This is a genomic window from Hymenobacter fodinae (assembly GCF_004745825.1).
Taxonomy (GTDB): Bacteria; Bacteroidota; Bacteroidia; order Cytophagales; family Hymenobacteraceae; genus Hymenobacter; species Hymenobacter fodinae.
In genome coordinates, this window is the sequence record NZ_SRLA01000001.1 from 129476 (window position 1) to 154453 (window position 24978).

The window sequence follows — 24978 nt, forward strand, 5'->3', positions numbered from 1 at the left end:
CGTTCTGCAGAGCGGAGCCGAAGCATCTCTCACGCTTCGTTGAGTCTTCTCTAGGCCAGTAGTCAGCCAGCGGTAGAGATGCTTCGACTGCGCTCAACATGACAGGCTTTGGGTTAGACTGGCCTAGGCCATCTGTTCCTTCCAGAACTCCCGGATAGTGGCCTGCATTTCGTCGTGAACCAGGCCATTGCTGGCTACTACCTCGCGGCCAAACAGTGGGTCGCCATCCTTGAGAAACTGGGTCACGCGGCCGCCGGCTTCGCGCACCAGCAAAATGCCGGCAGCTACGTCGTAGGAGTTGAGGTTGAACTCGAAGAAGCCCTCGAAGCGGCCCGCGGCTACGTAGGCCAGGTCGGCGGCGGCGGAGCCTACGCGGCGTACCCCGTGCGAGCGGCGCATGAAGGCACCCAGCAACTGCAGGTAGTCGTCCATCTTGCCGAAATCGGTATAGGGGAAGCCGGTAGCAATAAGGGAGCTGTTGAGGTCGGGCACGTCGGTTACATGAATCGGAATCTCATTGCAGAAGGCCCCGGCTCCTTTGGCAGCCCGGAAGCACTCATCGCGGACTACTTCGTACACCACACCTGCCACCAACTCATCGTGATGAATCAGGCCCACGCTTACGCAGTACACCGGCAGGCCGTGCACGAAGTTGGTGGTGCCATCCAGCGGGTCGATAATCCAGTTATAGCCATCGGCGCGGTCGGCGCCTTCGGTGCCTTCTTCCGTGATAAAGCCCGCCTCCGGCAGCACCTCGCGTAGGCCAGCCACCAGCAGCTTTTCGGTTTCCTTATCCACGTACGACACCAGGTCGTGCACACCTTTGGTTTCGATGTGGCTGCGGTTGAAAGTGGCCGCCTCCTGGCGGATAAACTGGCCCGCGTGCCGCGTTACGGCCGCCAGCTGAAAGCTGAGTTGATTGTAATCCATGGGGTAAAAGTAAGGTCGGCCCGAAAAATAGCATCTCATTCTGAGCTAGCGAAGGACCTCATCACACCCAACCAACTGGCCTAGAGCAAGTCGTGGTGATGTGAGTAGGTCCTTCGTTGCCGCTTAACGGGCGAATTGCTCAGAATGACAAGAAAGGTGTTAAGCCGACAAACGAGTTTTGTTGGTAAAGGCTAGCACCATCGTCAGCACCAGTAGGAGCACGGCTAGCACCTGCGTGGCGGGCCCAATTAGCTCGCCGTGGCGGACGTAGTAGGTCTCTTCGGTGTTCAGGTGAACGGTGGCGCGACTTACCGCCTGTACCCACCAGCCGGTGCGCTGTGTGATTTCGCCCTTTTGGTTGATGAAGCCCGAGATGCCGGTGTTGGCAGAACGGGCAATGTCGCGGCGGGTTTCAATGGCCCGCAAAGTGGCGTACTGCAAGTGTTGGTTGTGGCCCGGCGAGTTAGACCACCAGCCGTCGTTAGTGATGATGCCCAGCAGGGTGGCGCCGTTCTTCACATAATCACGCACAAAGTCGCCGTACACTGATTCGTAGCAGATGATAGGGCCGATACGCAAGGCCGGCGTTCGGGTCTGGTACACGGTGCGCTCCTCCTGCGAGCCTAGGCCACCGGCTGTGCCGCCCAAATCAATTACGAAGGCCGAAAGCCACGGCGGCACCCCCTCCACGCCCGGCACCAACCGCGACTTATGGTAGAACTCCGGGGCCGCGGCGGCGTCGCGCAGGTGAATAGCAGCATTGAAAATATCGTAGTAGCCCACGCCTTCGCGGAAGCGGGCTGTGGGGCTGGCTTTTTCTTTGGAGGGGTAGCGCACCGCCGAGGTCAGGCCAGTAATCAGCTCCACGCCAGGGTGCTCGCCCAGCCACTGCCGCAAGCGCTGAATGTTGGGGTTGAAGTTGATTGTCTCCTCGGGGTATACCTCGTCCAGAGAGGTTTCGGGCCAGAACACCACCTTGGTCTGGGGCGTCAGGTTTTGCTCGGTGAGGGTGAGCAGGCGGGTAATCTGCTCGGTGTGCGGAATGAAACGGGAGCCACCCTCAAACTTCTCCTCAAAGGGGTCAACGTTGGGCTGAATCACCAGCAACTCGGCAGTAGCGCCTTTCTCTTGATATTGGCTGCCAATAAGATACGACAAGCCGATGGGCAGCACTGTGGCCAGCACAGGCCACACCCACTTTACGCGTAGGCCACTGGTAACTGGGTGACCTTCTTCAGTTAGTGGTCTAGTAGCGCTTCGCAGCCCAAACCACGTCCCAAAGACCAGCAGGTTCACCAGCCAAATCCAGACGGAGCCACCCAGAAAGCCGGTGTACTCATACCACTGCACCAGTTTGTTTGCCTGCGCGAAGCCATTGCCTAGCGTTAGCCAGGGCCAAGTCAGGAACCAATGAAGGTGAAGCTGCTCGAAGGCAATCCAGTAGATAGGTAGCGAGATGTACCCGATGAGGTGGCCTAGGCGCTTCTTGGTGTGGTAAAACGCCGTGAGGGGCAGGCTCATGAGTAGCGCGTTGCAGACTACGGCCGTAATGCCGCCACCTAAGGTGCTGTAGCTCACCCAGTAAGTGGTGAACAGGTTCCAGAGCACCAAGGCCAGATAGGTGTAGCGCCATACTTTCCAGCCGCTAGCTCCGCGCTGGCCTAGCACCTGCTCCATGCGCAAGTAAGGCACCCAGGCTACCAGCAGCACCAAGGCCAGCGGGGCCGGGTGAACCGGCCAGCCCAGCCAAAGCAAGAACGCACTAAGTAGCGCCAGCAAGCTCGGGAGCCAGTACGCCAGTCCGGAAACCGGTAACGATGGAGCCGCGGCCGCTGGGGCTACGGTGGGAGTTGGTTTAGTCAGCACTGCGGTCTTCGTTGTTGGCGTAACGGTCTTCTTTGATACGTTCTTCTTTCTCCCGGCCCTGCACCACCAGCACTATCTCACCTTTAATGGCGGCGCGGCCCGCGAAGTTGGCGGCCAGCTCGGGCAAGGTGCCGTTCACGGTTTCCTCAAACAGCTTGGTCAGCTCTCGGCTCACCGAGGCCTGGCGGTCGGGGCCCAGCGTTTCGGCCAGCTGCTCCAGGGTCTTCACAATCCGGTGCGGCGACTCGTAAAAGATCATGGTGCGGGTTTCCGAGGCCAGCTCCTTTAGGCGGGTCTGGCGGCCTTTCTTCACCGGCAGGAAGCCTTCAAACGTAAACCGCTCCGCCCCGAAACCCGACTTCAGCAAGGCCGGCACGAAGGCTGTAGCACCCGGCAAGCACTCTACCTTGAGGCCCCGCGCCAGGCACTCCCGTACCAACAAAAAGCCGGGGTCCGAAATTCCGGGAGTGCCCGCATCCGATACCAACGCCATAGTTTCCCCCTTACCCAGGCGCTCTAGCAGGCGCTGCACGGTTTGGTGCTCGTTGTGGAGGTGGTAGCTGAGCATGGGCTTCTTCAGGCCCAGGTGCTGCATCAGGCGGCCGCTGGTGCGGGTGTCCTCGGCCAGCACGGTGTCTACCTCGCCCAGCACCCGGATGGCGCGGAGCGTGATATCTTCCAGATTGCCAATGGGCGTGGGTACGAGGTACAGAACGGTGGAGGCTGCGGTATCAGACATAGGAGCAAAGGTAACGGGAAACCAAGCCGGGCGGGCAGGCCTAGCCGCAGCCGTGCCCAACCAAACGCGCCACGTAGCAAGTTAGTTGAGCCGTCAGCATAGCAGTTGGCAGCGCGAAGCGGGGTAATTTGCAATCCTTCTTTAGTATTGCCTCTATGTCTGCGCCTGGTTCTACGCTTACGTATCTAGTGTTTAGCAGCTACCGATTTCTGGCCTCATCTGGAAATACGAGGTGTACTCGGGCGCACCAGGGCAAGCGCCGGTGCCAGCGGCAGCCCCGGCCCGCTCCTAGGCCACTGGCGCCAGACTACTCTACCTGCCCGCCATAGTCGGCGGCGAGGTGGTCGATGGCGGCGGCTAGCTGCACGTCTTTTTCTGTTACGCGGTTGCCAGCGCTATGCGTGCGCAGCCGGAATGATACCACGTTGTACTCATTGCTCCACCACGGGTGATGCTCCTGGTATTCGGCCTCCTCTGCCACATCCGACATGAAGCTGAAGGCCGTCTGGAAATCTTCGAAGCGAAAAGTGCGGGTTAGGGCGTTGTCGTGCTCGGTCCACATAGCGTTAGGTAGTTGGTAAAGAAAGTGCAGAACGGAGCGCCCAAGATACTGGCCTCGCACTGAAACTGTTTGTTCACAAGCAAGCCGCGCAGCTTTGTAGAGGCACCCACTGCTGAGTTGTGGTGACCCGGGCAAGGCTGGTAAAGCCCCAGACTTTGCACACGCAAGGGCTAATATGGAAAGCAAGCCGCGGTAATTAAGGTTATCTTTGAGGGCCTTGGCGTGCTAACCACTTGCCCTCGGCCCGTTCGTATGCCCTTGTCTGATGCTCTGCTGCCCCTCAACGAAGCTGAACGCCTAGCAGCCCTGCGGCCCTACCAGGTACGAGGCTCGGCTCCTTTCTTCGAGGAATTCATTCGGGTAACGGCCAAGCTCTTTGGGGTACCCGTTGCGGTTATTTCGCTGGTGGAGGCCGACCACGTGTGGGTAAAAGCTCAAACTGGCCTAGCCGATGCGCAGGAGCCTTCCGGGACGCACAGCTTATGTGCGGTGGCCATTCTGCCCCAAGAAGCTACGGCCCCCGAGGAGTGGCAACAGCACCTATGCAGCCTGGTAACTCCCGAGGCGGTGCTGCGGCTGGGACTGGAGTTTTACGCTGGCCACCCCCTGCACAATGCGGCTGGGGAAGCCATTGGGGCCCTGACTATCATTGACCGGTTGCCGCGCACCTTCTCGACGGAGGAGCGGGCCGTGCTGGAAACCCTGGCGGCCGTGGCAATGCGCCTGCTAGAGCTTCAGGTAGTGCTGGAAAACGCTACCTCGCCCGTGCCAGCCCTCTGGCCCGATATCTACATCTCCATTGCTGATTCGCTGACCCGGCTGGATACTCTCACGGCTCTGGCTGAGTGGGAAGAAAGCCCCGATACGGTATCAGCCCAAGCTTACCGCCGCTCCCGCCACGAGGAAATGGCCAGCGTGGCCGCCGGCATGCAACGCCAAATCCGGACGGCCATAGCCGGTTTTACCGAGCAGCGGAGTTAGCACACAAGTAGGCATCTGCCTAGCCAAAGCTGTGCGCTAAGAAAGATAAAAGCTCTGCTAAGCAATATGTTATGGTCGGGCTGGTAGCCGGTGCGAGCTGCTTTTGGGTAATCTCATCTGTAAGAAAAACCCAGGCGTTTAATGAGCGCCAGAATGAACAAATCGGGTAGGCTTTGCCTTGTAGAGCCTATCCTGTACGTACGCAACTCCTGCCTAACCTCGGCCGGGTTGCTATTTAGGCCCCTTTGTAGGCCACTGAACCGACGGGCGCTTAGCGCCGCACACATGAGCAAACAACGGTATTTCCTGCTGATCCTGATTCTGGGCACCCTGGCGGCGCTGGGTCCTTTCTCCATTGATATGTATCTGCCGGGGTTCCCGGCTATTGCTAAGGACCTGCGCACCTCCGTGGCGGAAGTGTCGTTGTCGCTTTCCAGCTTCTTTATTGGGGTGTCGGCGGGTCAGCTCTTGTATGGCCCATTGCTCGACCGTTTCGGGCGTAAGAAGCCGCTGTACGTGGGGTTACTGCTGTACGTAGCGGCCTCGGTGGGTTGCTACCTGGCCTACTCCATTGATGCCCTCATTGCCCTGCGGTTTGTGCAGGCCCTAGGTAGTTGCGCCGCCACGGTAGCCTCGGTGGCCATGGTGCGCGACCTGTTTCCGGTGAAAGACAGCGCTAAGGTATTTGCTCTGCTTTCCCTGGTTATCAGCGTGTCGCCGATGCTGGCGCCTACGGTAGGTAGCTACATGATAGGGGCCTACGGGTGGCAGTCGGTGTTTGTGGTGTTATTCGTGATGGGGGCGCTTATGCTGTTGGCGGCTTTTCTGTGGCTGCCCGAAAGCTATCCACCCGACCCTAGCTACTCCCTGCACCCGCGCCCCATTCTCACCAACTTCTGGACTGTGAGCAAGAACCCGCAGTTCTTTACCTATGCCCTCACCGGGGCCATGACGTTTGGGGGGCTACTGGCCTACGTATCGGGTTCTCCGCTGGTATTCATGGATATTTTTGGCGTCAGTGAGCAACACTACGGCTGGATTTTCGCCCTGCTTTCGGTTGGCTTCATTGGCTCAAGCCAAGTAAACAGTTGGGTGCTGCGCTACTACCGCAGCGAGCAGATTGTGCTGGCTGCCATGGTATGCCAGTCCTTGATTGGAGCAGTGTTTCTGATAGGTACCCTGCTTGGGTGGTTTGGGCTGCTGGCTACCGTCGGGATGCTCTTTTTGTTCTTATGCTGCCTGGGCTTTGCAAACCCTAATGCGGCTGCGCTTTCCATTGCGCCATTTGCCAAAAACGCGGGCAGCGCGGCGGCGCTCATGGGAGCCACGCAAATGGCGGTGGGCGCGCTAGCCTCCTTTGGGGTAAGCGTGTTTAATACCCACACGGCCGTACCTATGGTAGCTATTATGGCAGCCTCAGCCTTCCTGGCCCTCCTAATTCAGCTGATAGGGCGCCGAATTATTGGGGAGCCGGTAGCCGCGGCAGAAGAAGCAACGGTGCTTGCGCACTAATCATCGCAGCTTTCCCCTCCACAGATAACAAGCCTATAAGGTGTGTACTACCCGTGGGGGCCGGGCAGATACAAGCGAATAAGTCTGTTCTCTAGGCCTAGTACGTGCGCGGGCGAAGACCTAGCAACAAATATTACCCGAATATCACCCCCTAGTTTAGAGAGTCAAATAAGTGAATAATGCTATTAGTATAAATTCAAGTAAGGGTGAGTAATGGCTAGAATAGTGCTTTGACAGCAGTTGGAAGCATGTATAGTTAGTATTCAAGTTCAAGTAGATGATTTTGTGGTCTGTTTAAATAGAAGAATAATGTAGTTTTCCAATCTTGGAAATTGTAAATATCAAAGAGGCGCTTCCGAAGGGTACGGCCCCAGTATGTTACTTTTGAGTTAATCGACACAAGAGTCGTTTCCCATAGTACATGACCAACACCCCCAGGATCTACTCCGTTATCGTCGGCACCGGGAGCTATATACCACCCAGCATTGTCACCAACCAGGATTTTAGTACGGCCGCATTTTATGATGCAGCAGGGGCCCGCTTAGAAAAGCCCAGCACCGAGATTGTAGAGAAGTTTGAGCAGATAACTGACATCCAGGCGCGGCGCTACGTAACCGACGACCAAGTAACCTCTGACATTGCGTTGCTGGCCGCCCAAGAAGCCCTCACTACCTCGGGCATCAATCAGGAAGAGCTGGACTATATCATTGTAGCTCACAACTTTGGCGATGTGCCAGCTCACAACCGGCGCACCGATATGGTGCCCAGCTTGGCGGCCCGCGTAAAGCACAAGCTCGGCATTGTGAACCCCTACACGGTGGCCTACGACTTGCCGTTTGGCTGCCCTGGCTGGCTACAGGCCGTAATTCAGGCCGATTACTACCTACGCTCCGGCGACGCCAAAAAGATTCTGGTGATTGGAGCCGAAGTCCTGTCGCGCGTGTCAGACCCCCACGACCGGGACAGCATGCTCTACGCCGATGGTGCCGGGGCCGTAATTCTGCAAGCCGTGGAAAGCTCAGAGCCCGTGGGTATTATCACGCACACTACCCGCTCTGATACGGAGCGGGCTGCCCACCTGCTGCGCATGGGCCCGTCGTACAACGCCGACTATGCGGGCACCGACCAGTTCCTGAAAATGGATGGCCGCAAGCTGTACGAGTACGCCCTTAAAACGGTGCCCCAGGCCATTCAGGCGTGCTTGCAGAAAGCGCAAGTTCCTATTGAGGACGTGCATAAAATCCTGATTCACCAGGCCAACGGCAAAATGGATGAGGCCATTCTGAAGCGTCTCTACAGCCTCTACAACATGCAGACGGTGCCGCAGGATGTGATGCCCATGACCATCTCGTGGCTGGGTAACTCCTCGGTGGCTACGCTGCCCACGTTGCTTGATCTGATGCTGAACGATAAGATGGACAAGCACGAAATCAACGCGGGTGACACGCTGGTGTTTGCTTCTGTTGGAGCCGGCATGAACATCAACGCGGTGGTGTATAAGATGCCCGCTTAACTGGCCTACGCACCGCTAGGCCAGTTAAGCCAAGGCAGCTTCCGCCTTCCATACAAGCAACGCCTCCCACCAGAATTATCGCCGTGTTGCGCGGCGGTTTCTGGTGGGAGGCGTTGCTTGTTTTATAGCCTAGGAGAAGAAAAGGAATAACAGCAGAGGGGTGATAACGCGCAGAGGGCGACAATTTTATAGGGTAGCATTATCCGGCTACCTAAACCCAAATCCCCAAACCACAGTACATTCTACTGTACTACCTCCCACTCCCATTCTAGACTACTTCACTATGGCCATTGACCCAAATAATCGTCCGGTTCGTGTCATTAACGATGACACCACCGACCAGGAGCTAGCCGCCGGACACATCATTCCCGGCGCTGATCCACCCAAAAACGAATCGGCCCGCGGGGGCTTTGGCAACCGCGACGGCAAAGAAGGCTACGGCACTGATAGCGAAGCCGGTATTACGGCCGTGGCCGTAAACGAAAACGCCGACGACGCCCAGCGTCCCAAGGACAACCTGCGCAGCAACGAGGAAGGCCGTGAGGATTTGCCCAACCAGGACATGCCCCAGGACCGAGACCCCGACCTGCAGCCCCGCCGCCCCGTTGACGAACTGGATGCCGACGATGACCGGCCCGGCAAAGACGAGATGCGCAACCCAAATTCCCGCGTGGGAATGGGCCAGATGGAACAGCGCCAGCCCAACAACGATGAACTCGCCCGCCAGGGCACCAACGCCGACCTGACCGACCGCAACGCTACTGATACGGCTATTGACCAGTAGCAGTGGCCTAGGAGCCAGCTTCAGTTGGCTCCGCTTTTCTGATTGAAAACAAACTTCAAACCCCGAAAGCCATGCCCTACAAAAGCAATAATACCAACCAGCAGTCCAAGGAAAACCACGGCAGCCCTACGCAGTCGGAGAAGCCAAAAGGCACCGGCGACTTGCCAGTAAGCAACCTGGATGAGCAAACGGAGGACCGTTTAGCGCAAGAAGCCCTTGACGCGGGAGTACGTCATCCTAATCGGAACCTTGAAAAGCCCGATCTGGATAAGCCCGCATACAGCTAGGCGCAAGCCCTGACAACGTGGTGCCCCGAGTGGCCTAGCGCTGCCCGACACCATACCCATGAAAAGCACCTGCCATTTACCGCAGGTGCTTTTCTCTTTATCGGAATACCACTTTTCCCTTTGCTCGCTGCGCGTATGGCTCGCTACGTAACTACCGATATTCATGGGTGCTTGCTCTCATTCCGGCATCTGATAGAAGAAAAGCTCAAGCTCACGCCTCAAGATGAACTCTATGTGCTGGGCGACTACGTGAACAAGGGCCCCGATAGCCGCGGCGTGCTCGATTACCTAATTCGCCTGCCCGAGCGGGGCTACCGGGTAGTGTGCCTGCGCGGCAACCACGACCAAGAGCTGCTGGATGCCGCCCGCGGCCTCACGCACCTCACCTGGGCCTCAGCCCATGACCGGGCCCTGACCCTGCAGAGCTTTGGCGTAAGCAGGGTAGAAGACATTCCGGCTCCCTATCTGTGCTGGCTCGATGATTTGCCCTATCAGTTTGAGCTGCCCGACTTTGTACTGGTACACGCTGGCTTCAACTTTGGCCTGCCACCGCAGGAAATGCGCCGCGATTGGCACACCATGCTCAATACCAAAGAGTTTGTGATGGATGCATCCCGTTTGGGCGGTAAGCGCCTGCTGCACGGCCACGTGCCTACACCCACCACTACAGTGCAACAGCGTGTGAAAGAGCATGCGCAGGCCATTGGGCTTGATACGGGCTGCGTATACCGCCATAACCCAGAGTTCAGCCAACTGGCGGCCCTTAATCTCGATACGTTCAAGCTCACGCTACAGCCCAATATTGAGGAGCCGTATGAGATAGCGAAGCGCTAGTGAGGTAGCTCGTCGGTTTGGAGCAGGCGGCGGGCAGCTTGCTGGTAGGGGTTGCTGGCATCATCGGCCACGGTTTGGAGGGTGGCACGCGCTTGCTCGGGCTGCTTCGTAAACCAGTAGGCCATACCCAAGTGGTAGCGGGCTTTAGGAGCCAGCACCGAGCCCGGCTGCTGGGCTACTTTCCGCAGAAAGGTTTGGGCATCTTGGGCTTTCTCAGCTTCCTGCTTACCCTGGCTCAGCAGAAAAATACCAGTGTAGTACAGCAGGGTATCTTGGCCGAGGTTGGTAGTGGGCACGCGGCGCAACGTAAACAACGCCGTGGGGTAGCGGCCCTCTTGGTACTCGCGCATGGCCTCGGCCAGCAAGGGCCGCCGCTCTTCATTGATAACCGATGCAGGCAGGCCCGCATCGGGCACGTAGTAGCGAGTCCAGGCCTCTTCTGATAAAGAGCTACTAGGGCGTAAGAGCAGCCATAGGGCTAGCAAGCCCACCCCAGCCAAGCTGGCTATGAGGCCCCACTGTTTTTGGGTTTTGCGCTGTTGCTGTTTGATGCGCGAAAGGGCTTGGTCGCGCTGGTTAAGGCGGCGGTCCAGCGACTCTAGGCGCAGGCGCAAAGTTTCGTGACCGGCCACCCAGCGCACATCGGCCGTGAGCTGCTCATAAGTGAGAAAGGCTTGCGCCAGGGCTGGGTCCTGCTCCAGGCGTAGCTCAAAGGCCTCCTGCTCGGCAATGGTCATCTGCCCATCGGCAAAGCGTTCTAGCTCTTCCAGGTAGGGGCGCAGATCGGGGGCAGACGGGGCCATGCTAAAACCAGAGATACACGTGTTCCGCGGCCAGGGCCGGCGCGGCAGCTGAGAGGAAAAATGAACCAGGGGCTAAGCTACGCAGAACCTAGCAGCCGCTCGCTACGCACTGGCGCTTTCGTTGCGCAGGCGCAGCTCATAGAGCTGACGCAGGCACCCGGCTTTCTGAATGCGGGCCACCGTAGAGTTGGCAAACCCCATCTTGCCGGCCACCTTCTCGAAGTTATAGCCCCGGAAATAGAAATACATGAGCACCTTTTGGCAGTCGGTGCTGAGCTGCCGGAACAGGCCTAGCAGGTACTTACGGCGGCTGGCCTCGGCCATGGGCAACTCGGCGGTAGTGCGGCCCGCGGCGGCTAGGTGCTCACCAGCCATGCCGTAGAGGTAGGCCCGCAGATCGGGAGGGAGCTTGGTTATGCGCCCATCAGCCACTTGGTCGTAGAACTCAACGAGCACCGTCCGGAGAAGCTCATGGGCTGCCGCCGGGGCCAGGTTATGCTGGCGGCGAGCCCAGCGGGCAAAAAGGCCGCGGTTTTGCTCGTAGAAGCTCACCAGAAACGACTGGTTGCCCACGCGCAGGCTGGTCAGGACTTCGGCTAACGGCTGAGAGGTGTTCATAGCAGCAAGTAACAAGGAACTATCGACAACGAGCAAGCACCACGGTGAAATGAGTGGCCTAGCCGAGTGATTTTCACGCAAAAAAGACCGCCCTGGTTGGGGCGGCCTTTTCAGAAGAGTGCTTTGACCCGATTACTTCGTGAAGCGCCGGGTAATTACTCGCTGGTCTTGGGTGCTTATCTGCAGCAGGTACATCCCCCCGGCCAGCTTGTGCACTGGGGCTGAGCCGTGGTCGAAGGCACCTTCCGCTACTGTTTGCCCGCGCACATCCAGGATGCGGTAGCGGCTACCCGTTAGCTGACCCTCTAGGCCACTGATCTGCACGCGGTCTACGGCCGGGTTGGGGTAGAGCTGCGCGGCCTCCAAGTTGGTAGCCTCCGGGGCCGCCAGTGTGGTGCGGGCAGACGAGGCATTAGCAGCCTTGGAAATCCGAATCCAGTTGATGTTATAGCCACCGGTTTGGGCATACACGCCAAAGTTGTAAGTACCCGCGTTGATGGTGACGGTCCGGGAAACGGTAGTCCAGTTCTGCCAGCCACCGGTAGCCGGAATGGCCGTGTTGCCCAACTGAATAGCGCCGGCGTTAAGGTCGGAGGAGATGGTGCCGCCGCTAGCGCCGCTGGCCACGCGGTACTCGATAGTATAAGTGCCCGAGGTGGGGAAGTTGATGCCGTTAAACACCAAGTAGTCGCCGGCATCAACGTAGCCCATGTCCTGGCCGCCGCCCGTGTCGGAGCAAGCTTCCGCCGTCATGCCGCTGTTCACGTTGGCGGCTTCGGCTTGCAGCAGCAGGCTAAAGGTGGTGCTGGTAGTGGCAGTACGCACCCGCACGGAGGTGGCTTTGTCGTTCCAGTTGCCGGTGCCAAGCGGGTTGTTCACCAAACAGCTATTGCCAGCGCTTCCCACCGTGAGGGTGCTACCCGTAAAGTTGTCGTTCTCATAAAGCACCACTTCGTAGCCGGCATTCACCTTGAGCGAGGAAATATCGTCGTTCAGAATGCCGCGGCTCTGGAGGGCTGCCAGGTTGTAGTCGCCTACGGGCAGGTTGACGGCCGTGCCGGTGTAGTTGCAGTCCTTATACATGGTGCTCACGCCGGTGGCTGGGGGCGGCGTGCTGCCCGCGTACCCGCCGAAGGTGGCAATAACCTTGGTGGGCTGGGGCGTGTGCAGCGTAGCCGACTGGTCGTTCACATCATCGTAGGCGAAGCCATAGGAGAGGTTATCTACGCTGATGCCGGGCAGGTGCCAGAAGCGGGCGTAGTAGTTGGCCGGCGCGGCCTGGTAGTACTTGCTGGCATCGTACCAGTTCTGCTGGCCGGGGGTGGCCGTGGTTACGTCTACTACGTGGCGGTTGATGGCGGCCGTCATCTGGGCCTGCACCACCAGGTCGCAGTCGCCGTCGCTTACACGGTTGTCGAGCAAGCCCTTACCCTCAAACGCCATTTGCGTGGTGGGGCGGCCATTAATGATGCCCGTGCGGCCCGCAAACGCCCCCGACTGGCCTACTACCACCAGCCGGTCGTTGGCATCAACGCGGCCCTTGAATACACCGGCGTTGCCAGCGTAGAAAATCAGGTCTGTGGTTTTATATTTGTTCCAGATGGCATCGATGTAGCTCTTGAAGTAGTTGCCATAGGGGCCGGCCACGGTGCCGTTCGAGCCATCCTGAAAAGCGGCCGTCTTCGAAGGGAAGGTGATTTCGCCGGTGGTGTTATTCACCGTGCCCTGGAATTCGGTTGGCACGTTGGCTTTGTAGGCAGCCACAATGTCGGCGGCGCTTTTCAGCTCTCCGGTGCGCTTCTGGTAGCCGTTGCCGAACAGCTCCAGGCCCATGGGGTAGCGAAATGCGTCGACGCGGGTGGTGTTGCCGTAGAAGCCGGTGTTGTTGTTGGTCAGCTCAATGAACTCGTACATGATGTCCCGGTTCGGGTCGTTCGGGTTCTGCGGGTTGGGCGCAGCGTAGCCCGAAGGCGCGCCCGAGGCCCCGAAGAAGTACAGGTACAGCTGCTGGCCTCTGGAAATAAATACCCGGCAACCGGCTATGTAGGGCAGGGTGAAGGTCTTGTTCGGAATGCTGCTCAGGCGGGTAAAGCAGGCCGCGTACTTGGAGTTCTGGCCAGGGCCGGTGTTGCCGTTGTAGGTCGGCCCGGTCACGGTATTATACGAGGAGGACATGGGCAGCACCTGGCTGTTGGCGGCATTGATCCACACATGGTTGCCGGCCGGGTCAATGCCCACAATGGCCACGTACAGATCGGTATCGGGAAAGGGCGAGTTGTTGGCAATGGTAAACGGAATGCTGCCCTGGGCCCAGGTGGCCAAGGGGCTGAGCACGCTGAGCAATAGAGTCAGCAACGCCAAGAGAGTAGGCTTTTTCATACGGTGAATTGGTTGTGGTGGGAAATGGATTGGACAGTGCATACTAGGCCACTGCTGCTCCGGCGGAAGCAGACGTAACCTATATGTGTAAGGAGAGCCCAAGGGCAGATAAGTAGGAGCGGAGGTGGCCTAGCAAGGGTGCCGCAGCGCTAGGCCACTGCCACAGCATGGGCCGCGGCTTCAATAGGATATTTGAAATATATCTGGGCTTTTCCAGGAAATAAAGTGCTTTGCAAAGCGGCCCAAGGAGGTTTCCGTCGCTCAGAATCACTTAATCCTCATTCTTGCACAGGTTACTTCACATGTGATGCTCATTGCCCAGGGCTAGCTGACCTACTGCGCTGCATTGGCTTGACACTTACTGCACACGCCGCCAACCAGCTGAGGCTAGGCCACATAACCAAATTTTGTAACTCGCCTCGTTGTAAAAATGATAGCTCGACTCTTAGTGCCCCTGCTCAGCAGATTGGGTGCCGAGCTAATGCCCTCAATCCCCTACCTTTGAAGCCATGGAAACGCAAGCCACCACCCTCGCCCAAGACACGGCCATCTTCGACCTCATTCAAAAGGAAAAAGAGCGGCAAACCCACGGTATTGAACTGATTGCCTCCGAGAACTACGTTTCGGAGCAAGTGATGCGGGCTCAAGGCTCCATCCTCACCAACAAATACGCTGAGGGCCTGCCCGGCAAGCGCTACTACGGTGGCTGCGAAATTGTCGATCAGATTGAGCAGCTGGCCATCGACCGCGCCAAAGAGCTGTTTGGCGTAGAGTGGGTAAACGTGCAGCCTCACTCCGGTGCCCAGGCCAACGCAGCCGTAATGCTGGCTGTGCTCAACCCCGGCGACAAAATCCTCGGCTTCGACCTGAGCCACGGCGGCCACCTCACCCACGGCTCGCCGGTAAATTTCTCAGGCAAGCTCTATAAGCCCTCCTTTTACGGCGTAGAGGCAGAAACCGGCCTCATCGATTGGGAGAAAGTAAAGGAAACGGCTCGCCGCGAGCAGCCCAAGCTCATTATCTGCGGTGCCTCGGCTTACTCCCGCGACTGGGACTACAAAGCCCTGCGCGAAGCTGCCGACGAGGTAGGCGCCCTGCTGCTGGCCGATATTTCGCACCCCTCCGGCCTCATTGCCAAGGGCTTGCTGAATAACCCCTTCGACCACTGCCACATTGTAACCACCACCACCCACAAAACCCTGCGCGGCCCCCGCGGCGGCCTGATTCTGTTGGGTAAGGATTTCGAGAATCCCTTCGGCCTGAAAACGCCCAAGGGCGAAATTCGGATGATGAGCAGCCTGCTCGATGGCGCCGTGTTCCCTGGTACCCAGGGCGGCCCCCTCGAGCACGTAATTGGTGCCAAGGCCGTGGCCTTCGGTGAAGCCCTCAGCGACGCCTACACCGACTACACCCACCAGGTAATCAAGAACGCCCAGGCTCTGGCCGGTGCTTTCGTGGAGCGTGGCTACCAGATTATCTCGGGTGGCACCGACAACCACTTGATGCTGATTGACCTGCGCAGCAAAGGCCTCACGGGCAAGCTGGCGGAGAACACTCTCATCAAGGCCGACATCACCATCAACAAAAACATGGTGCCCTTCGATGATAAGTCGCCCTTCGTGACCAGCGGCATGCGCATTGGCTCGGCCGCCGTGACCACGCGCGGCCTACGCGAGCCCGACATGGTGCGCATCGTAGACTTCATCGATGAAGTGCTGACCCACAACGCCGACGACGCCCGCATCAGCCAGGTGCGTGGGCAAGTGCAGGAGTGGATGCAGCAGTACCCGCTCTTCGCATAAGGTAAACTGGTGAGTCGGCGCCCTGATAACACAGGCCAATTGTAGGGTGTCAGCATCCTGTTAGGGCTAAATTTCGTTTGTCTTTCGCTGGTTATTGTATCGGCTCGCCGGCTCACCATTTCTCTACCTCATCTTTTGGCTACTTCCCCCTTGAATACCGAACAACCTGTGCGGGGCGACCAGCACGAAATGTCTTTCATCGACCACCTCGAAGCCCTGCGGTGGCACATCATCCGCGCGGCTATTGCGGTGGTGGCGTTTGCCACGGCGGCCTTCTTCTCGAAGGAGCTGCTGTTTCACGACCTCATTCTAGGCCCCTCGCGTGCCGACTTCTGGACCTACCGGATGTCGTGCAAGTTTGCGGCTTGGCTGGGTGCCCCCGACCTGTGCATCAACAAAATCGGCTTCGTGATTCAGAACCGCGAGATGAGCGGACAGCTAACCATGCACATCAGCACCTCGTTTATCGTGGGGCTGGTGCTGGGCTTCCCGTACCTGTTCTGGGAGCTGTGGCGCTTTATTAAGCCGGGCCTCTACCCGCACGAGCGCCAGAACTCGCAAGGGGCCGTGTTCTTCGTGTCGGTGTTGTTTGCGCTAGGCCTGTTGTTCGGCTACTACATTGCCGCGCCCATGAGCATTCAGTTCTTGGCCGGCTACGTGGTTGACCCCACCATCGAGAACCAGATTGACATGCAAAGCTACCTGAGCACGCTTACCACCATGTCGGTGGCTTGCGCGTTCGTATTTGAGCTGCCCATGATTGTGTTCTTCCTAGCTAAAGCGGGTCTGATTACGCCCGAAATCATGCAGGTGTACCGCAAGCACGCTATTGTGGTAGTGCTGGTTATTGCGGCCATCATCACGCCCCCCGAGGTTACTTCTCAGATCATCGTTACCATCCCCATTGTGCTGCTCTACGAGCTCAGTATTCATATTGCTCGCATCGTGACGCGCAACCGCACCGCCTCGCTCAACGCGCAGCTCGCGGAAAACCAGGGAGTAGCCTGATTTCACTTGTTTGCATGAAGCAAGGGCTGGCCGGATGAACGTTTCGTTACCCGACCAGCCCTTTTTCTTTTCGCTCCATCCTAATACTCCACATATGAATAACCTGATTGCCATCGGCTCCGACCACGCTGGCTTTGAGTACAAGCAGATGCTAGGCCAGTGGCTGCGCGACAATGGCTACGAGGTGCGCGATTTTGGCACCCACTCTACCGACTCCGTAGATTATCCTGACTTTGTGCACCCGTTGGCTTCGGCCATTACCGGCGGCGAGCTAGAGCGCGGTATTCTGGTGTGCGGTTCCGCCAACGGGGTCTGCATTACGGCCAACAAGCACCAAGGCATTCGGGCCGCCATTGCCTGGCAGGAAGAGCTGGCTAGCCTGGCCCGCCAACACAACGACGCCAACATCATCTGCATTCCAGCTCGCTTCATCAGCGAGGAAACCGCCCGCGGTATTGTTAGCCAGTTCCTGAACACCGCCTTCGAAGGTGGCCGCCATCAAACCCGCGTAAACAAAATCAGCTGCTAGGCGGCGAAGCGGTGAATGAGTAAAGAAGCGGTGAATGAGTAAATGAGTGAAGTGGGCTAGCGGTATAGGCTTTACCAGTATAGTGCATCTGTAGTCCAGTGTAGCAACTCATTCTCTAACGCTGATCCATACAAAAGCCCTGACTTTCACAGTGAAAGTCAGGGCTTTTGTATGGACGATAATTGACGTCATTTAGCACATGAAAACATCTGATGGCGCATCTTCTAGGCCACTTCACCGCGTCAGCCGGTATACTTTTGGGGAATTGGTACGCTCGTAGCGGCCGAAAATGGCAGGTACCTTGTACTGCAGCTCCGGCATGAGGCCCATCTGGTCGATAATATAACGGGGCGGGGCGGGCTCGAAGTTTTGAGACAGCCGGAATACGGCGTCGTACTCGTTTAAGTGAGCGAAATCTACCTGAGCTAAGTGCCAATCGAGGTAGGGGGTAGCCAGCCGGTTATGCAGGTAGGGGCGATGATCGGGGCCGAGCACCAGCAGGTGCTGACCATCGAGAAAAGCATAGCGCGGGTTAGGATTCACGGCGTACCGGCTCTCAGATGGAATCTGAAGAACTTGCTCCAGATGCAGCACACTGCGGTAACGAACCACCACCACGGCACCTAGTACTACCAGCAACAGTACCTCCGGCACCCAAGTCCGGCGCGCTTTCTGCCACAAAAACAACGAGTAGTAGGTGAGGGCTGGCAGAAACAGCACTAGTGTACCCGTAGCCATGCCCCGGCCCACGGCGGCCATACCGGTGGACACCAGTAGCCACACCAGCATCAGCTGCTGAAACTTGATCTGGAAGACCAGGCCTAGCGGGGTGGTGAAACTGCGCACTAGGCCCAGAGCCAGCAACACACCCGGCAAAATCAGCAGGCGTAGCAGCACCCACAGCGGCAGCCCATCAGTTTCATTCATGAGGCCTCGGAGAGTAGGCTGGAGGTGAAACTGCGCAAACCCTGTCAGGGAATCGGTGTACATGAAGAAGGTAGCCGCCACCGCATACGGAAACAGGAAGCCGCAGACCAGCAGCAAAAAGCTACGAAAAGAGTTGGCTGCGAAGATGATAACCGCAAACAGGCCTACCAGCAGAAACAGCGCCAGCGGCAGGTAGCACAGCGCCGCAACCCCCACCAGAAAGCCCGCCCTGAACAGTCGGCGGTTATCATAGCCTTCCCTGGAGGTGGGCAGCAGAGCACTCAGGGCCGCAATGATGAAGGTGTGGCCTAGCAGCAGCGGCGAGAGGGTATCGAGGTCGGAGGTAAGGCTGGCTAGCAGCAGGTAGGTGAGGGCCCCCACGTACCCCCGTTCTGGGTGTACATCGGCCCGGTTGAGTACGAAGTTGAAGCGCAGTGCTTGAAACCCCAGCAGCAAGAGGGCCAACACCCGGTAAAGCCACAGCGGGCGGTTGCCCACCCACTCCAGAGCACCCGAAAGGGCCGCCGTGAGGGGGGCAGTGCTATCGTACAGGTCGCGGTAGAGCACGGCTCCATCGCGGAGCCGCTCGCCCACCAGCAGCCCGTGCAGCTCAATGGGCGTTAGGGCCACACCCCACCACAGCAAGGGCAGCCGCACTGCCAGCAGCAGCACCACCAGCGCAAAGAGGCGGGTAGGAAGGGAGCTTTTAAAAAATTGAAGCAAGGAAAATCAGAAGCTTAAGGAGTTGGCCAGCTGAGTAGAAGAGGCCTAGGCCACCCCGGCACGGCTGACCCGGATAAGGCAAAGATAACCGCCGGGGCCGCCAGCACGCCTTGCTCTTACCGGAAGCTTTCTGGAGCTATAGCTCGTAGGCTAGTATAGCAGCCGTTACCGCCCGTAACTTCCTGCGCTGCCAAGCCCCTAACTTCCTATCTTTGCGGATTCTTATGGAAAGTAAACGACAGCAAAAAGTAGCCAGCCTGCTTCAGCAGGAATTGGCCGCCGTATTTCAGCGCGACCTCCCGCACTTGTTTCCGGGCTTGCCGCCGGGCATTAGCCTAGTGCGCGTATCGCCCGACTTGGGCGTGGCCCGCGTGTACCTGAGCCTGCTGCTGGCCCGCGACGTGGAAGCCCAGCAGACGCTGGTTGAAGATAATGTGAAGGTGATTCGGCAGGCCCTGGCTAAGCGCGTGGGCAAGCAACTGCGCATCGTGCCCGACTTGCAGTTCTTCATCGACGACTCGGCCGCTTACGCTGCCCACATGGACAAGGTGTTCGGTGACCTGCACATTCCGCCCGCTCCTGCCGAAGATGATGCCGCCGATTCCGACGATACCAAGCCCCAGCGTCCCAAGCTCTTCGCTGACGAAGACGAGTAGTGAATGAGTGCTTGAGTAAACGAGGGATAGTTTCCTTGTTTGCTCACGTTACGCTTCACTCGTTCACTCATATACGCATTCACTCCCTTGTATTACGACCCGATTAAGAAGTCGCTCGGCGAAGTCTTCAACCGTACGCCTTGGCTGCGACGCCTGTTTTACCACCTGCTCGATTTGTTGCTGCTTCGGACTTGGCACGTGCACCGCGAGCTGCGTCAGTGGGCAAAGGGCCGCACCAACGAGCCGGCCAGCATTCTGGACGCCGGCTCCGGCTACGGGCAGTACACGTACTGGATGTCGGGGCTGAGCAAGAAGTGGGAGATTTTGGCCGTGGATGTGAAGGACGAGCAAGTAGCCGACTCTAACCGCTTCTTCCGGCAGATTGGCCGCACCAACGCCCAGTTTGCCGTGCAGGATTTGGTGCTCTACCAGCAGCCCAACACCTTCGATTTGGCCCTGTCGGTAGACGTGATGGAGCACATCCTGGAAGATGTGGAAGTGTTCCGCAACATTCACGCCTCCCTCAAAGACGGTGGTATGCTGCTCATCTCTACCCCCTCCGACCAGGGCGGTTCCGACGTGCATGCCGATGGCGAAACGAGCTTCATTGAGGAGCACGTGCGCGACGGCTACAACATCCATGAAATTCAGCAGAAGCTGCGTACGGCCGGTTTTGAGCGCATCGAGGCCCAGTACAGCTACGGGGAGCCCGGTCAGATTTCGTGGCGCCTGAGCATGAAGTACCCTATTTTAATGTTGGGAAAGTCAAAGCTGTTTTTTCTGCTGTTGCCCTTCTACTACCTCATCACCTTTCCTTTCTGTTTGGTGCTGAACTGGTTTGATGCTAACACCAAGCACGAGTCGGGCACGGGCCTGATTGTGAAAGCCTGGAAATAGACTTTTGCGCCCGGTGGCGTATCTTGCTCCAAACTATCTAGGTCTGAATCATTCTATTTACGCTACCTACTAGCTCCTCCGCGCCCCGCACGTGAACGTACCCTTGCTCATTGCCCGGCGTTATTTTCTCTCGAAGAAGAAGCGCAACATTATCAGCATCATCTCAAACATCTCCATGATTGGCGTGGCGGTGGGCACGATGGCGCTGATTATCGTGCTGTCCGTGTTTAACGGATTGGAGGACCTCGTACGCAGCCTCTACGGAAAATCGGACCCCGACCTGGTAATTACGGCAGTAGAGGGCAAGTCTTTCCCGGTAGAAGCCCAGCTGCTCACTCGCCTTACCACCACACCCGGTGTGGCTCTGGTAACGCAGGTAATCGAGGACAACGCCCTACTGCAGTATCACGACCGCCAAATGGTGGTGAAGATGAAGGGCGTGTCGGATAACTATCACTACCAGAGTAATATCGACTCGGCTATAGTAGACGGCGACCACCGCCTCCACCACGACGGGGCTGACTATGCCCTGCTGGGGGCTGGTGTACAGCACGAGCTTAGCATCACCATCAACAACCGCTTCTCGCCTATGCGGTTGCTCTACCCCAACAACACCGGCAAGAAAACGCTCTCCATGAACCCCGAAACGGCGTTCAATGAGCAGAGCATCTTGGCCGGCGGGGTGTTCCTGATTGAGCAACACATCGACGACAGCTACATCTTTGTGCCTCTGCAGTTTGCCCAGGAGTTGCTGAAATACGGTAACCGCCGCACGGCCCTGGAAGTGAAGGTAGCGCCCGGCTTTTCAGTTGATAAGGTGAAAACCGGGCTCAAGAACCAGTTGGGTAACACCTTCAAAGTGCTCGACTCCGATGAGCAGCACGTAAGCTTGCTTAAGGCCATTAAGGTGGAGAAGATGTTCGTGTTCATCACGTTTGCCTTCATCCTGCTCATTGCCTCGCTCAATATCTTCTTCTCGCTGTCGATGCTGGTGATTGACAAGCGGAAGGATATTGCCGTGCTCATGGCCATGGGCGCCAGCACCCGCACCGTGCGGAACATCTTCCTGCTGGAAGGGGCCATTGTGGCTCTGGTAGGAGCTATTACTGGCCTAGTGCTGGGCGTAAGCATCTGCTGGGCGCAGCAAACATTTGGGTTGGTAAGCATGGGCATGGCTACCAGCGTCGTCGATTCTTACCCCGTGAAAATGCAGTCATCGGATATTGTCCTGACGGCTATTGCTATCATTGTTATTACCATTTCGGTTTCTATCCGGCCCGCTCTCAATGCCTCGCACCTCGACGTGCGCGAAAACCTCTAGGCCACTGCTCTACCGGCCTACTCATACTGGTGAGGAGATTTAACACGAAGGTTAGGCGCTAGGCCTAGTACATGTTGATGACCGCCATGCGTCTTTTATAGCTGGTAGTTGACCTTTTCTTGTCAAAAGGAATATAATTTAACCTCGAAGAGGTTTTTAGATTCGTCTACTACAAAGGGTGGCTAGGCCTGTTCTAGCAGGGATTCGTCTTTTTGGTATAACTATTCTTTGAATGAATTTTACTTTTTATGAAATAATCGACTATTTGTCAATTGTTATTACTTTCAACGCTGCATCTTAGCCGCCGACTATGAAGGTTTCTACTTCACAGCCATTTCAAATTGTTTATTCCTTACTCGAGCACGAGTACTTAGGCTATCTATTCGAGTCATACGTAGTTCAGCGTAACCAGCGCGGACAGCTTACCTTACAGCACCAGACGGTATCGGCTAAGAATGCTCCCGAATTTGCCGATGGCTTAGATATTATTGACTTCGAGCTGATTGCCCTCACCGACCAGATCCAGCAGGATGTGGTGATGAAGGAGTTCTGGCCGAAGAAAACTACTCCCGCCGAGTTTTTCCTCAAGATTTACGACCCCGAAAAAGGCGATAAGGCGCTGCAGGAAACCATCTGCCAGTACGTGCAGGAGCGCATGGGCCAGATTCTGGAGCGTCTCCAGGGCAAGTTAGTCTTCATTATGGGTAAGGATGGGGAGCCCACTTGGCGCGAGATACGCGTGGCCACGGAGCCAGCCTCGGTCTTGTTCCATTTCCGGCGCAATGAGGACAGCACGCACTACTTTCCTACCATTCAGTACAAAGGGCAAAAGCTCGACTTTCAGTACAAGAATGCAGTGATTGTGTGCGAGCAGCCGGCCTGGTTACTCCTCGGTGACGTGCTGCACAACTTCCATAAGGATGTAGACGGCAAAAAGCTGAAGCCCTTCCTTAATAAGAAGTTCATCGTAATTCCGCGGCAGGTAGAGGAAAGCTACTTCCAGCGGTTTGTGGCACCGCTGGTAGAATCGTTCGATGTGCACGCCCGCGGCTTTGATATACGCTCGGAGCGCTACATGGCGCGGCCCCACCTCACCTTCTCCGATGCCCCCGGTGCAACTGTAGTGGCCGCCGAAACCAGCCGCACTGCCGGAGCTGGTCGGCGCGCTAGCGCAAGTGCGGCTACCGTTACGGCGGAGGCGGCCGTATCAGACCACATTCACTTTGATCTGAGCTTCCGCTACGGCGACCATACCATCCACACGGGCCATGGCAAGCGGGTATGCGTGAAGCTGGAGAAGCAGAACGACAACTACATTTTCCACCGGCTCATCCGCAACCTCGACCGGGAACAGGAAATTATCAGTGAACTGCACGACCGGGCCCTAGAGGTGCGCAACGGCCGCGCGGTGCTGGAAAAAGCCACGGCCTTCCGCTGGCTCCACAACCACGCCGATGACCTTGTGCGCTTGGGCTTCACGGTGCAGCAGGGTACTACCTCTGGCAAAGACTACTTCATCGGGACGATTACTGTGCAGGTAGGCATCACCGAAACCAACGACTGGTTTGATGTGCATGGCACGGTGCAGTTTGGGGAGTTTGAAATTCCCTTCATCAAGCTGCGGCCCTACATCCTGAATAAGCGTCACGAGTTCAGGCTGCCCAACGGACAGATTGCCATTATCCCGGAAGAGTGGTTTACGCAGTATCTGGAGCTGTTTGCCTTCAGCGAAGAGAACCACCACACGCTCACGCTGCGCAAGCACCACCTAGCGCTGGTGTCTGACCTGCAGAACGGTAACCTAGCCACCGTGCTCATGTCGCGGAAGCTGGAGAAGCTGCGCGAGTTTGAGATGGTGGAAGATAAGCCCATGCCCGCGGGGTTCCGAGGTGAACTGCGGCCTTACCAGAAGGCGGGCTACAACTGGCTCCATTTCGTGCAGGACTACCACTTCGGGGGCTGCCTCGCCGATGATATGGGCTTGGGCAAAACAGTGCAAACCCTGGCGTTGCTGCTCGACCGCAAAGAAAGCGGCGCAGCTAAGGGCGCGGCGTCATTGCTGGTGATGCCCACTTCGCTGGTGTACAACTGGATGAGCGAGGCCTTCAAGTTCACGCCTGGCCTACGCTTGCTGATTTACACGGGCACCTACCGCGACAAAAACGTAGAGCAGTTCGCCGACTACGACGTGGTGCTGACCAGCTACGGTATTGTGCGTCTGGATATTGAACTGCTGAAAAGCTACAAGTTCGACTATGTAATTCTGGATGAGTCACAGGCCATCAAAAACCCCAGCTCCACTACCTCGCAGGCCGTGCGGGGGCTGCACTCGCGCCACCGCCTGATCCTGACGGGAACCCCGGTGGAGAACAGCACTATGGATCTGTGGTCGCAGATGTCGTTCATCAACCCTGGCCTACTGGGCTCGCAGTCGTTTTTCCGGAAGGAGTTCCTCAAGCCCATCGAGAAAGGTAAAGACGAGGCCAAAACCAAGCGCCTGCACGCCCTCATCAAGCCCTTCATTCTGCGCCGCCACAAGGCCCAAGTGGCCCGCGAGCTACCGGAGAAGATTGAGCACCTCAGCTACTGCCCCATGACCGAGGAGCAGCAGCATTGCTATGAGGAAACCAAAAGCTTTTACCGCAACAAGATTCTGCAGAGCATTGAGGAGCACGGCACTGCCAGTACCCAGTTTATGCTGCTGCAGGGCCTTACTAAGCTGCGCCAGATTGCCAACCACCCCCGCATGGCCGACGATGAGTACGAGCATGAGTCGGGCAAGCTGCGTGAAGTGGTGCGTATGATTAAGAGTGTGGTGTCGGAGGGACACAAGGTGCTGGTGTTTAGTCAGTTCGTGAAGCACCTCGACATTGTGCGGGCTTCCTTGGATGAGCGCCAGATTGAGTATGCCTACCTCGACGGCAACACCCGCGACCGGCACCGGGAGGTGGCCCGCTTCCAGGAAACCGACGACTTACGCGTGTTCCTGATTTCGCTGAAAGCGGGCGGCGTAGGCCTCAACCTCACCGCCGCCGATTACGTGTTCATCCTCGACCCCTGGTGGAACCCCGCCGTGGAGGCCCAGGCTGTAGACCGTGCCCACCGCATCGGGCAGCAGCGCACGGTGTTTACTTACAAGTTCATCACCAAGAACACGGTGGAGGAGAAGATCTTGGCCCTGCAGAACAAGAAGATTCAGCTGGTGACGGACCTGATTACCACCGACGAAGCCATTATCAAGAGCCTGACCAAGGAAGATATTGAGGAACTGCTGGGCTAGGCCACTAGCCCAGCAGTTCCAGTTATA

The 24978-nt window shown here is 57.5% G+C and carries 21 protein-coding genes; 13 read left to right on the forward strand and 8 right to left on the reverse strand.

Annotated elements, in window-relative coordinates; genetic code table 11:
• Positions 1-123: 123 nt before the first annotated feature.
• The 4 genes from EU556_RS00520 to EU556_RS00535 form a co-directional block, all read right to left on the reverse strand.
• Positions 124-930, reverse strand: a complete 807-nt coding sequence (locus EU556_RS00520) for an inositol monophosphatase family protein (protein WP_135429936.1) — start codon at positions 928-930, stop codon at positions 124-126.
• A 159-nt stretch (positions 931-1089) separates the two neighbouring features.
• Entirely contained in the window at positions 1090-2796 is a 1707-nt protein-coding gene (gene lnt, locus EU556_RS00525; RefSeq protein ID WP_245327345.1) for an apolipoprotein N-acyltransferase, read from the reverse strand.
• Positions 2786-3535, reverse strand: a complete 750-nt coding sequence (rsmI, locus tag EU556_RS00530; RefSeq protein ID WP_135429938.1) for a 16S rRNA (cytidine(1402)-2'-O)-methyltransferase — start codon at positions 3533-3535, stop codon at positions 2786-2788. Before rsmI ends, lnt begins: the two co-directional genes overlap by 11 nt.
• Before the next feature lie 307 nt (positions 3536-3842).
• Positions 3843-4097, reverse strand: coding sequence for a 4a-hydroxytetrahydrobiopterin dehydratase (locus EU556_RS00535; protein ID WP_135429940.1), 255 nt, complete (start codon positions 4095-4097; stop codon positions 3843-3845).
• A 252-nt stretch (positions 4098-4349) separates the two neighbouring features.
• On the opposite strand from EU556_RS00535, the gene EU556_RS00540 reads away from it, so the two are divergent.
• The 6 genes from EU556_RS00540 (at position 4350) to EU556_RS00565 (ending at position 10008) form a co-directional block, all read left to right on the forward strand.
• Positions 4350-5078: a GAF domain-containing protein gene (locus EU556_RS00540; protein ID WP_135429942.1), complete on the forward strand. Its 729-nt coding sequence runs from the start codon at positions 4350-4352 to the stop codon at positions 5076-5078.
• A gap of 285 nt (positions 5079-5363) precedes the next feature.
• Positions 5364-6590 carry a multidrug effflux MFS transporter gene (locus EU556_RS00545; RefSeq protein ID WP_135429944.1) on the forward strand — a complete coding sequence of 409 codons (1227 nt, stop codon included), beginning with the start codon at positions 5364-5366 and terminating at the stop codon, positions 6588-6590.
• Positions 6591-7011: 421 nt separating this feature from the next.
• Complete coding sequence (locus tag EU556_RS00550; protein ID WP_135429946.1) at positions 7012-8103, forward strand: 3-oxoacyl-ACP synthase III family protein; 1092 nt, start codon at positions 7012-7014, stop codon at positions 8101-8103.
• A 283-nt stretch (positions 8104-8386) separates the two neighbouring features.
• The gene (locus tag EU556_RS00555) at positions 8387-8887 is read left to right on the forward strand and encodes a hypothetical protein (protein WP_135429948.1); all 501 of its coding nucleotides are present in this window, start codon (positions 8387-8389) and stop codon (positions 8885-8887) included.
• A 71-nt stretch (positions 8888-8958) separates the two neighbouring features.
• A complete protein-coding gene (locus tag EU556_RS00560) occupies positions 8959-9174 on the forward strand; it encodes a hypothetical protein (protein ID WP_135429950.1) in 216 nt (71 codons plus the stop codon).
• A 135-nt stretch (positions 9175-9309) separates the two neighbouring features.
• The gene (locus EU556_RS00565) at positions 9310-10008 is read left to right on the forward strand and encodes a metallophosphoesterase family protein (protein ID WP_135429952.1); all 699 of its coding nucleotides are present in this window, start codon (positions 9310-9312) and stop codon (positions 10006-10008) included.
• Here the strand turns inward: EU556_RS00565 and EU556_RS00570 are convergent.
• The 3 genes from EU556_RS00570 to EU556_RS00580 form a co-directional block, all read right to left on the reverse strand.
• Positions 10005-10811 (reverse strand): tetratricopeptide repeat protein, encoded by an 807-nt coding sequence (locus EU556_RS00570; RefSeq protein ID WP_135429954.1) that lies wholly within the window; start codon positions 10809-10811, stop codon positions 10005-10007. The two genes, EU556_RS00565 and EU556_RS00570, sit on opposite strands and share 4 nt — an antisense overlap.
• Positions 10812-10913: 102 nt before the next feature.
• Complete coding sequence (locus EU556_RS00575) at positions 10914-11429, reverse strand: RNA polymerase sigma factor (protein ID WP_135429956.1); 516 nt, start codon at positions 11427-11429, stop codon at positions 10914-10916.
• A gap of 132 nt (positions 11430-11561) precedes the next feature.
• Positions 11562-13808 carry a beta-1,3-glucanase family protein gene (locus tag EU556_RS00580; protein WP_135429958.1) on the reverse strand — a complete coding sequence of 749 codons (2247 nt, stop codon included), beginning with the start codon at positions 13806-13808 and terminating at the stop codon, positions 11562-11564.
• A 509-nt stretch (positions 13809-14317) separates the two neighbouring features.
• On the opposite strand from EU556_RS00580, the gene EU556_RS00585 reads away from it, so the two are divergent.
• The 3 genes from EU556_RS00585 (at position 14318) to rpiB (ending at position 17147) form a co-directional block, all read left to right on the forward strand.
• Positions 14318-15610 (forward strand): serine hydroxymethyltransferase, encoded by a 1293-nt coding sequence (locus tag EU556_RS00585; protein ID WP_135429960.1) that lies wholly within the window; start codon positions 14318-14320, stop codon positions 15608-15610.
• A 150-nt stretch (positions 15611-15760) separates the two neighbouring features.
• Positions 15761-16618, forward strand: a complete 858-nt coding sequence (tatC, locus tag EU556_RS00590) for a twin-arginine translocase subunit TatC (protein WP_317128692.1) — start codon at positions 15761-15763, stop codon at positions 16616-16618.
• Positions 16619-16712: 94 nt separating this feature from the next.
• Positions 16713-17147: a ribose 5-phosphate isomerase B gene (gene rpiB, locus EU556_RS00595; RefSeq protein WP_135429962.1), complete on the forward strand. Its 435-nt coding sequence runs from the start codon at positions 16713-16715 to the stop codon at positions 17145-17147.
• A 234-nt stretch (positions 17148-17381) separates the two neighbouring features.
• Here rpiB and EU556_RS00600 read toward each other — a convergent pair whose 3' ends face one another.
• The gene (locus EU556_RS00600) at positions 17382-18797 is read right to left on the reverse strand and encodes a hypothetical protein (RefSeq protein ID WP_135429964.1); all 1416 of its coding nucleotides are present in this window, start codon (positions 18795-18797) and stop codon (positions 17382-17384) included.
• A 224-nt stretch (positions 18798-19021) separates the two neighbouring features.
• On the opposite strand from EU556_RS00600, the gene EU556_RS00605 reads away from it, so the two are divergent.
• The 4 genes from EU556_RS00605 (at position 19022) to EU556_RS00620 (ending at position 24951) form a co-directional block, all read left to right on the forward strand.
• Complete coding sequence (locus EU556_RS00605; protein WP_135429966.1) at positions 19022-19453, forward strand: ribosome-binding factor A; 432 nt, start codon at positions 19022-19024, stop codon at positions 19451-19453.
• Positions 19454-19540: 87 nt separating this feature from the next.
• Positions 19541-20350 carry a class I SAM-dependent methyltransferase gene (locus EU556_RS00610; RefSeq protein WP_135429970.1) on the forward strand — a complete coding sequence of 270 codons (810 nt, stop codon included), beginning with the start codon at positions 19541-19543 and terminating at the stop codon, positions 20348-20350.
• Between the two features lie 91 nt (positions 20351-20441).
• Positions 20442-21671, forward strand: a complete 1230-nt coding sequence (locus tag EU556_RS00615) for an FtsX-like permease family protein (RefSeq protein WP_135429973.1) — start codon at positions 20442-20444, stop codon at positions 21669-21671.
• A gap of 310 nt (positions 21672-21981) precedes the next feature.
• The gene (locus tag EU556_RS00620) at positions 21982-24951 is read left to right on the forward strand and encodes a DEAD/DEAH box helicase (RefSeq protein ID WP_135429975.1); all 2970 of its coding nucleotides are present in this window, start codon (positions 21982-21984) and stop codon (positions 24949-24951) included.
• Positions 24952-24978 lie beyond the last annotated feature (27 nt).

Excerpts from the sequence above, each read along its gene's own strand:
- EU556_RS00520 (WP_135429936.1), bottom strand. The coding sequence starts at position 930 with ATGGATTACAATCAACTCAGCTTTCAGCTGGCGGCCGTAACGCGGCAC.
- rsmI (WP_135429938.1), bottom strand. The coding sequence starts at position 3,535 with ATGTCTGATACCGCAGCCTCCACCGTTCTGTACCTCGTACCCACGCCC.
- EU556_RS00535 (WP_135429940.1), bottom strand. The coding sequence starts at position 4,097 with ATGTGGACCGAGCACGACAACGCCCTAACCCGCACTTTTCGCTTCGAA.
- EU556_RS00540 (WP_135429942.1), top strand. The coding sequence starts at position 4,350 with ATGCCCTTGTCTGATGCTCTGCTGCCCCTCAACGAAGCTGAACGCCTA.
- EU556_RS00545 (WP_135429944.1), top strand. The coding sequence starts at position 5,364 with ATGAGCAAACAACGGTATTTCCTGCTGATCCTGATTCTGGGCACCCTG.
- EU556_RS00550 (WP_135429946.1), top strand. The coding sequence starts at position 7,012 with ATGACCAACACCCCCAGGATCTACTCCGTTATCGTCGGCACCGGGAGC.
- EU556_RS00555 (WP_135429948.1), top strand. The coding sequence starts at position 8,387 with ATGGCCATTGACCCAAATAATCGTCCGGTTCGTGTCATTAACGATGAC.
- EU556_RS00560 (WP_135429950.1), top strand. The coding sequence starts at position 8,959 with ATGCCCTACAAAAGCAATAATACCAACCAGCAGTCCAAGGAAAACCAC.
- EU556_RS00565 (WP_135429952.1), top strand. The coding sequence starts at position 9,310 with ATGGCTCGCTACGTAACTACCGATATTCATGGGTGCTTGCTCTCATTC.
- EU556_RS00570 (WP_135429954.1), bottom strand. The coding sequence starts at position 10,811 with ATGGCCCCGTCTGCCCCCGATCTGCGCCCCTACCTGGAAGAGCTAGAA.
- EU556_RS00575 (WP_135429956.1), bottom strand. The coding sequence starts at position 11,429 with ATGAACACCTCTCAGCCGTTAGCCGAAGTCCTGACCAGCCTGCGCGTG.
- EU556_RS00580 (WP_135429958.1), bottom strand. The coding sequence starts at position 13,808 with ATGAAAAAGCCTACTCTCTTGGCGTTGCTGACTCTATTGCTCAGCGTG.
- EU556_RS00585 (WP_135429960.1), top strand. The coding sequence starts at position 14,318 with ATGGAAACGCAAGCCACCACCCTCGCCCAAGACACGGCCATCTTCGAC.
- rpiB (WP_135429962.1), top strand. The coding sequence starts at position 16,713 with ATGAATAACCTGATTGCCATCGGCTCCGACCACGCTGGCTTTGAGTAC.
- EU556_RS00605 (WP_135429966.1), top strand. The coding sequence starts at position 19,022 with ATGGAAAGTAAACGACAGCAAAAAGTAGCCAGCCTGCTTCAGCAGGAA.
- EU556_RS00620 (WP_135429975.1), top strand. The coding sequence starts at position 21,982 with ATGAAGGTTTCTACTTCACAGCCATTTCAAATTGTTTATTCCTTACTC.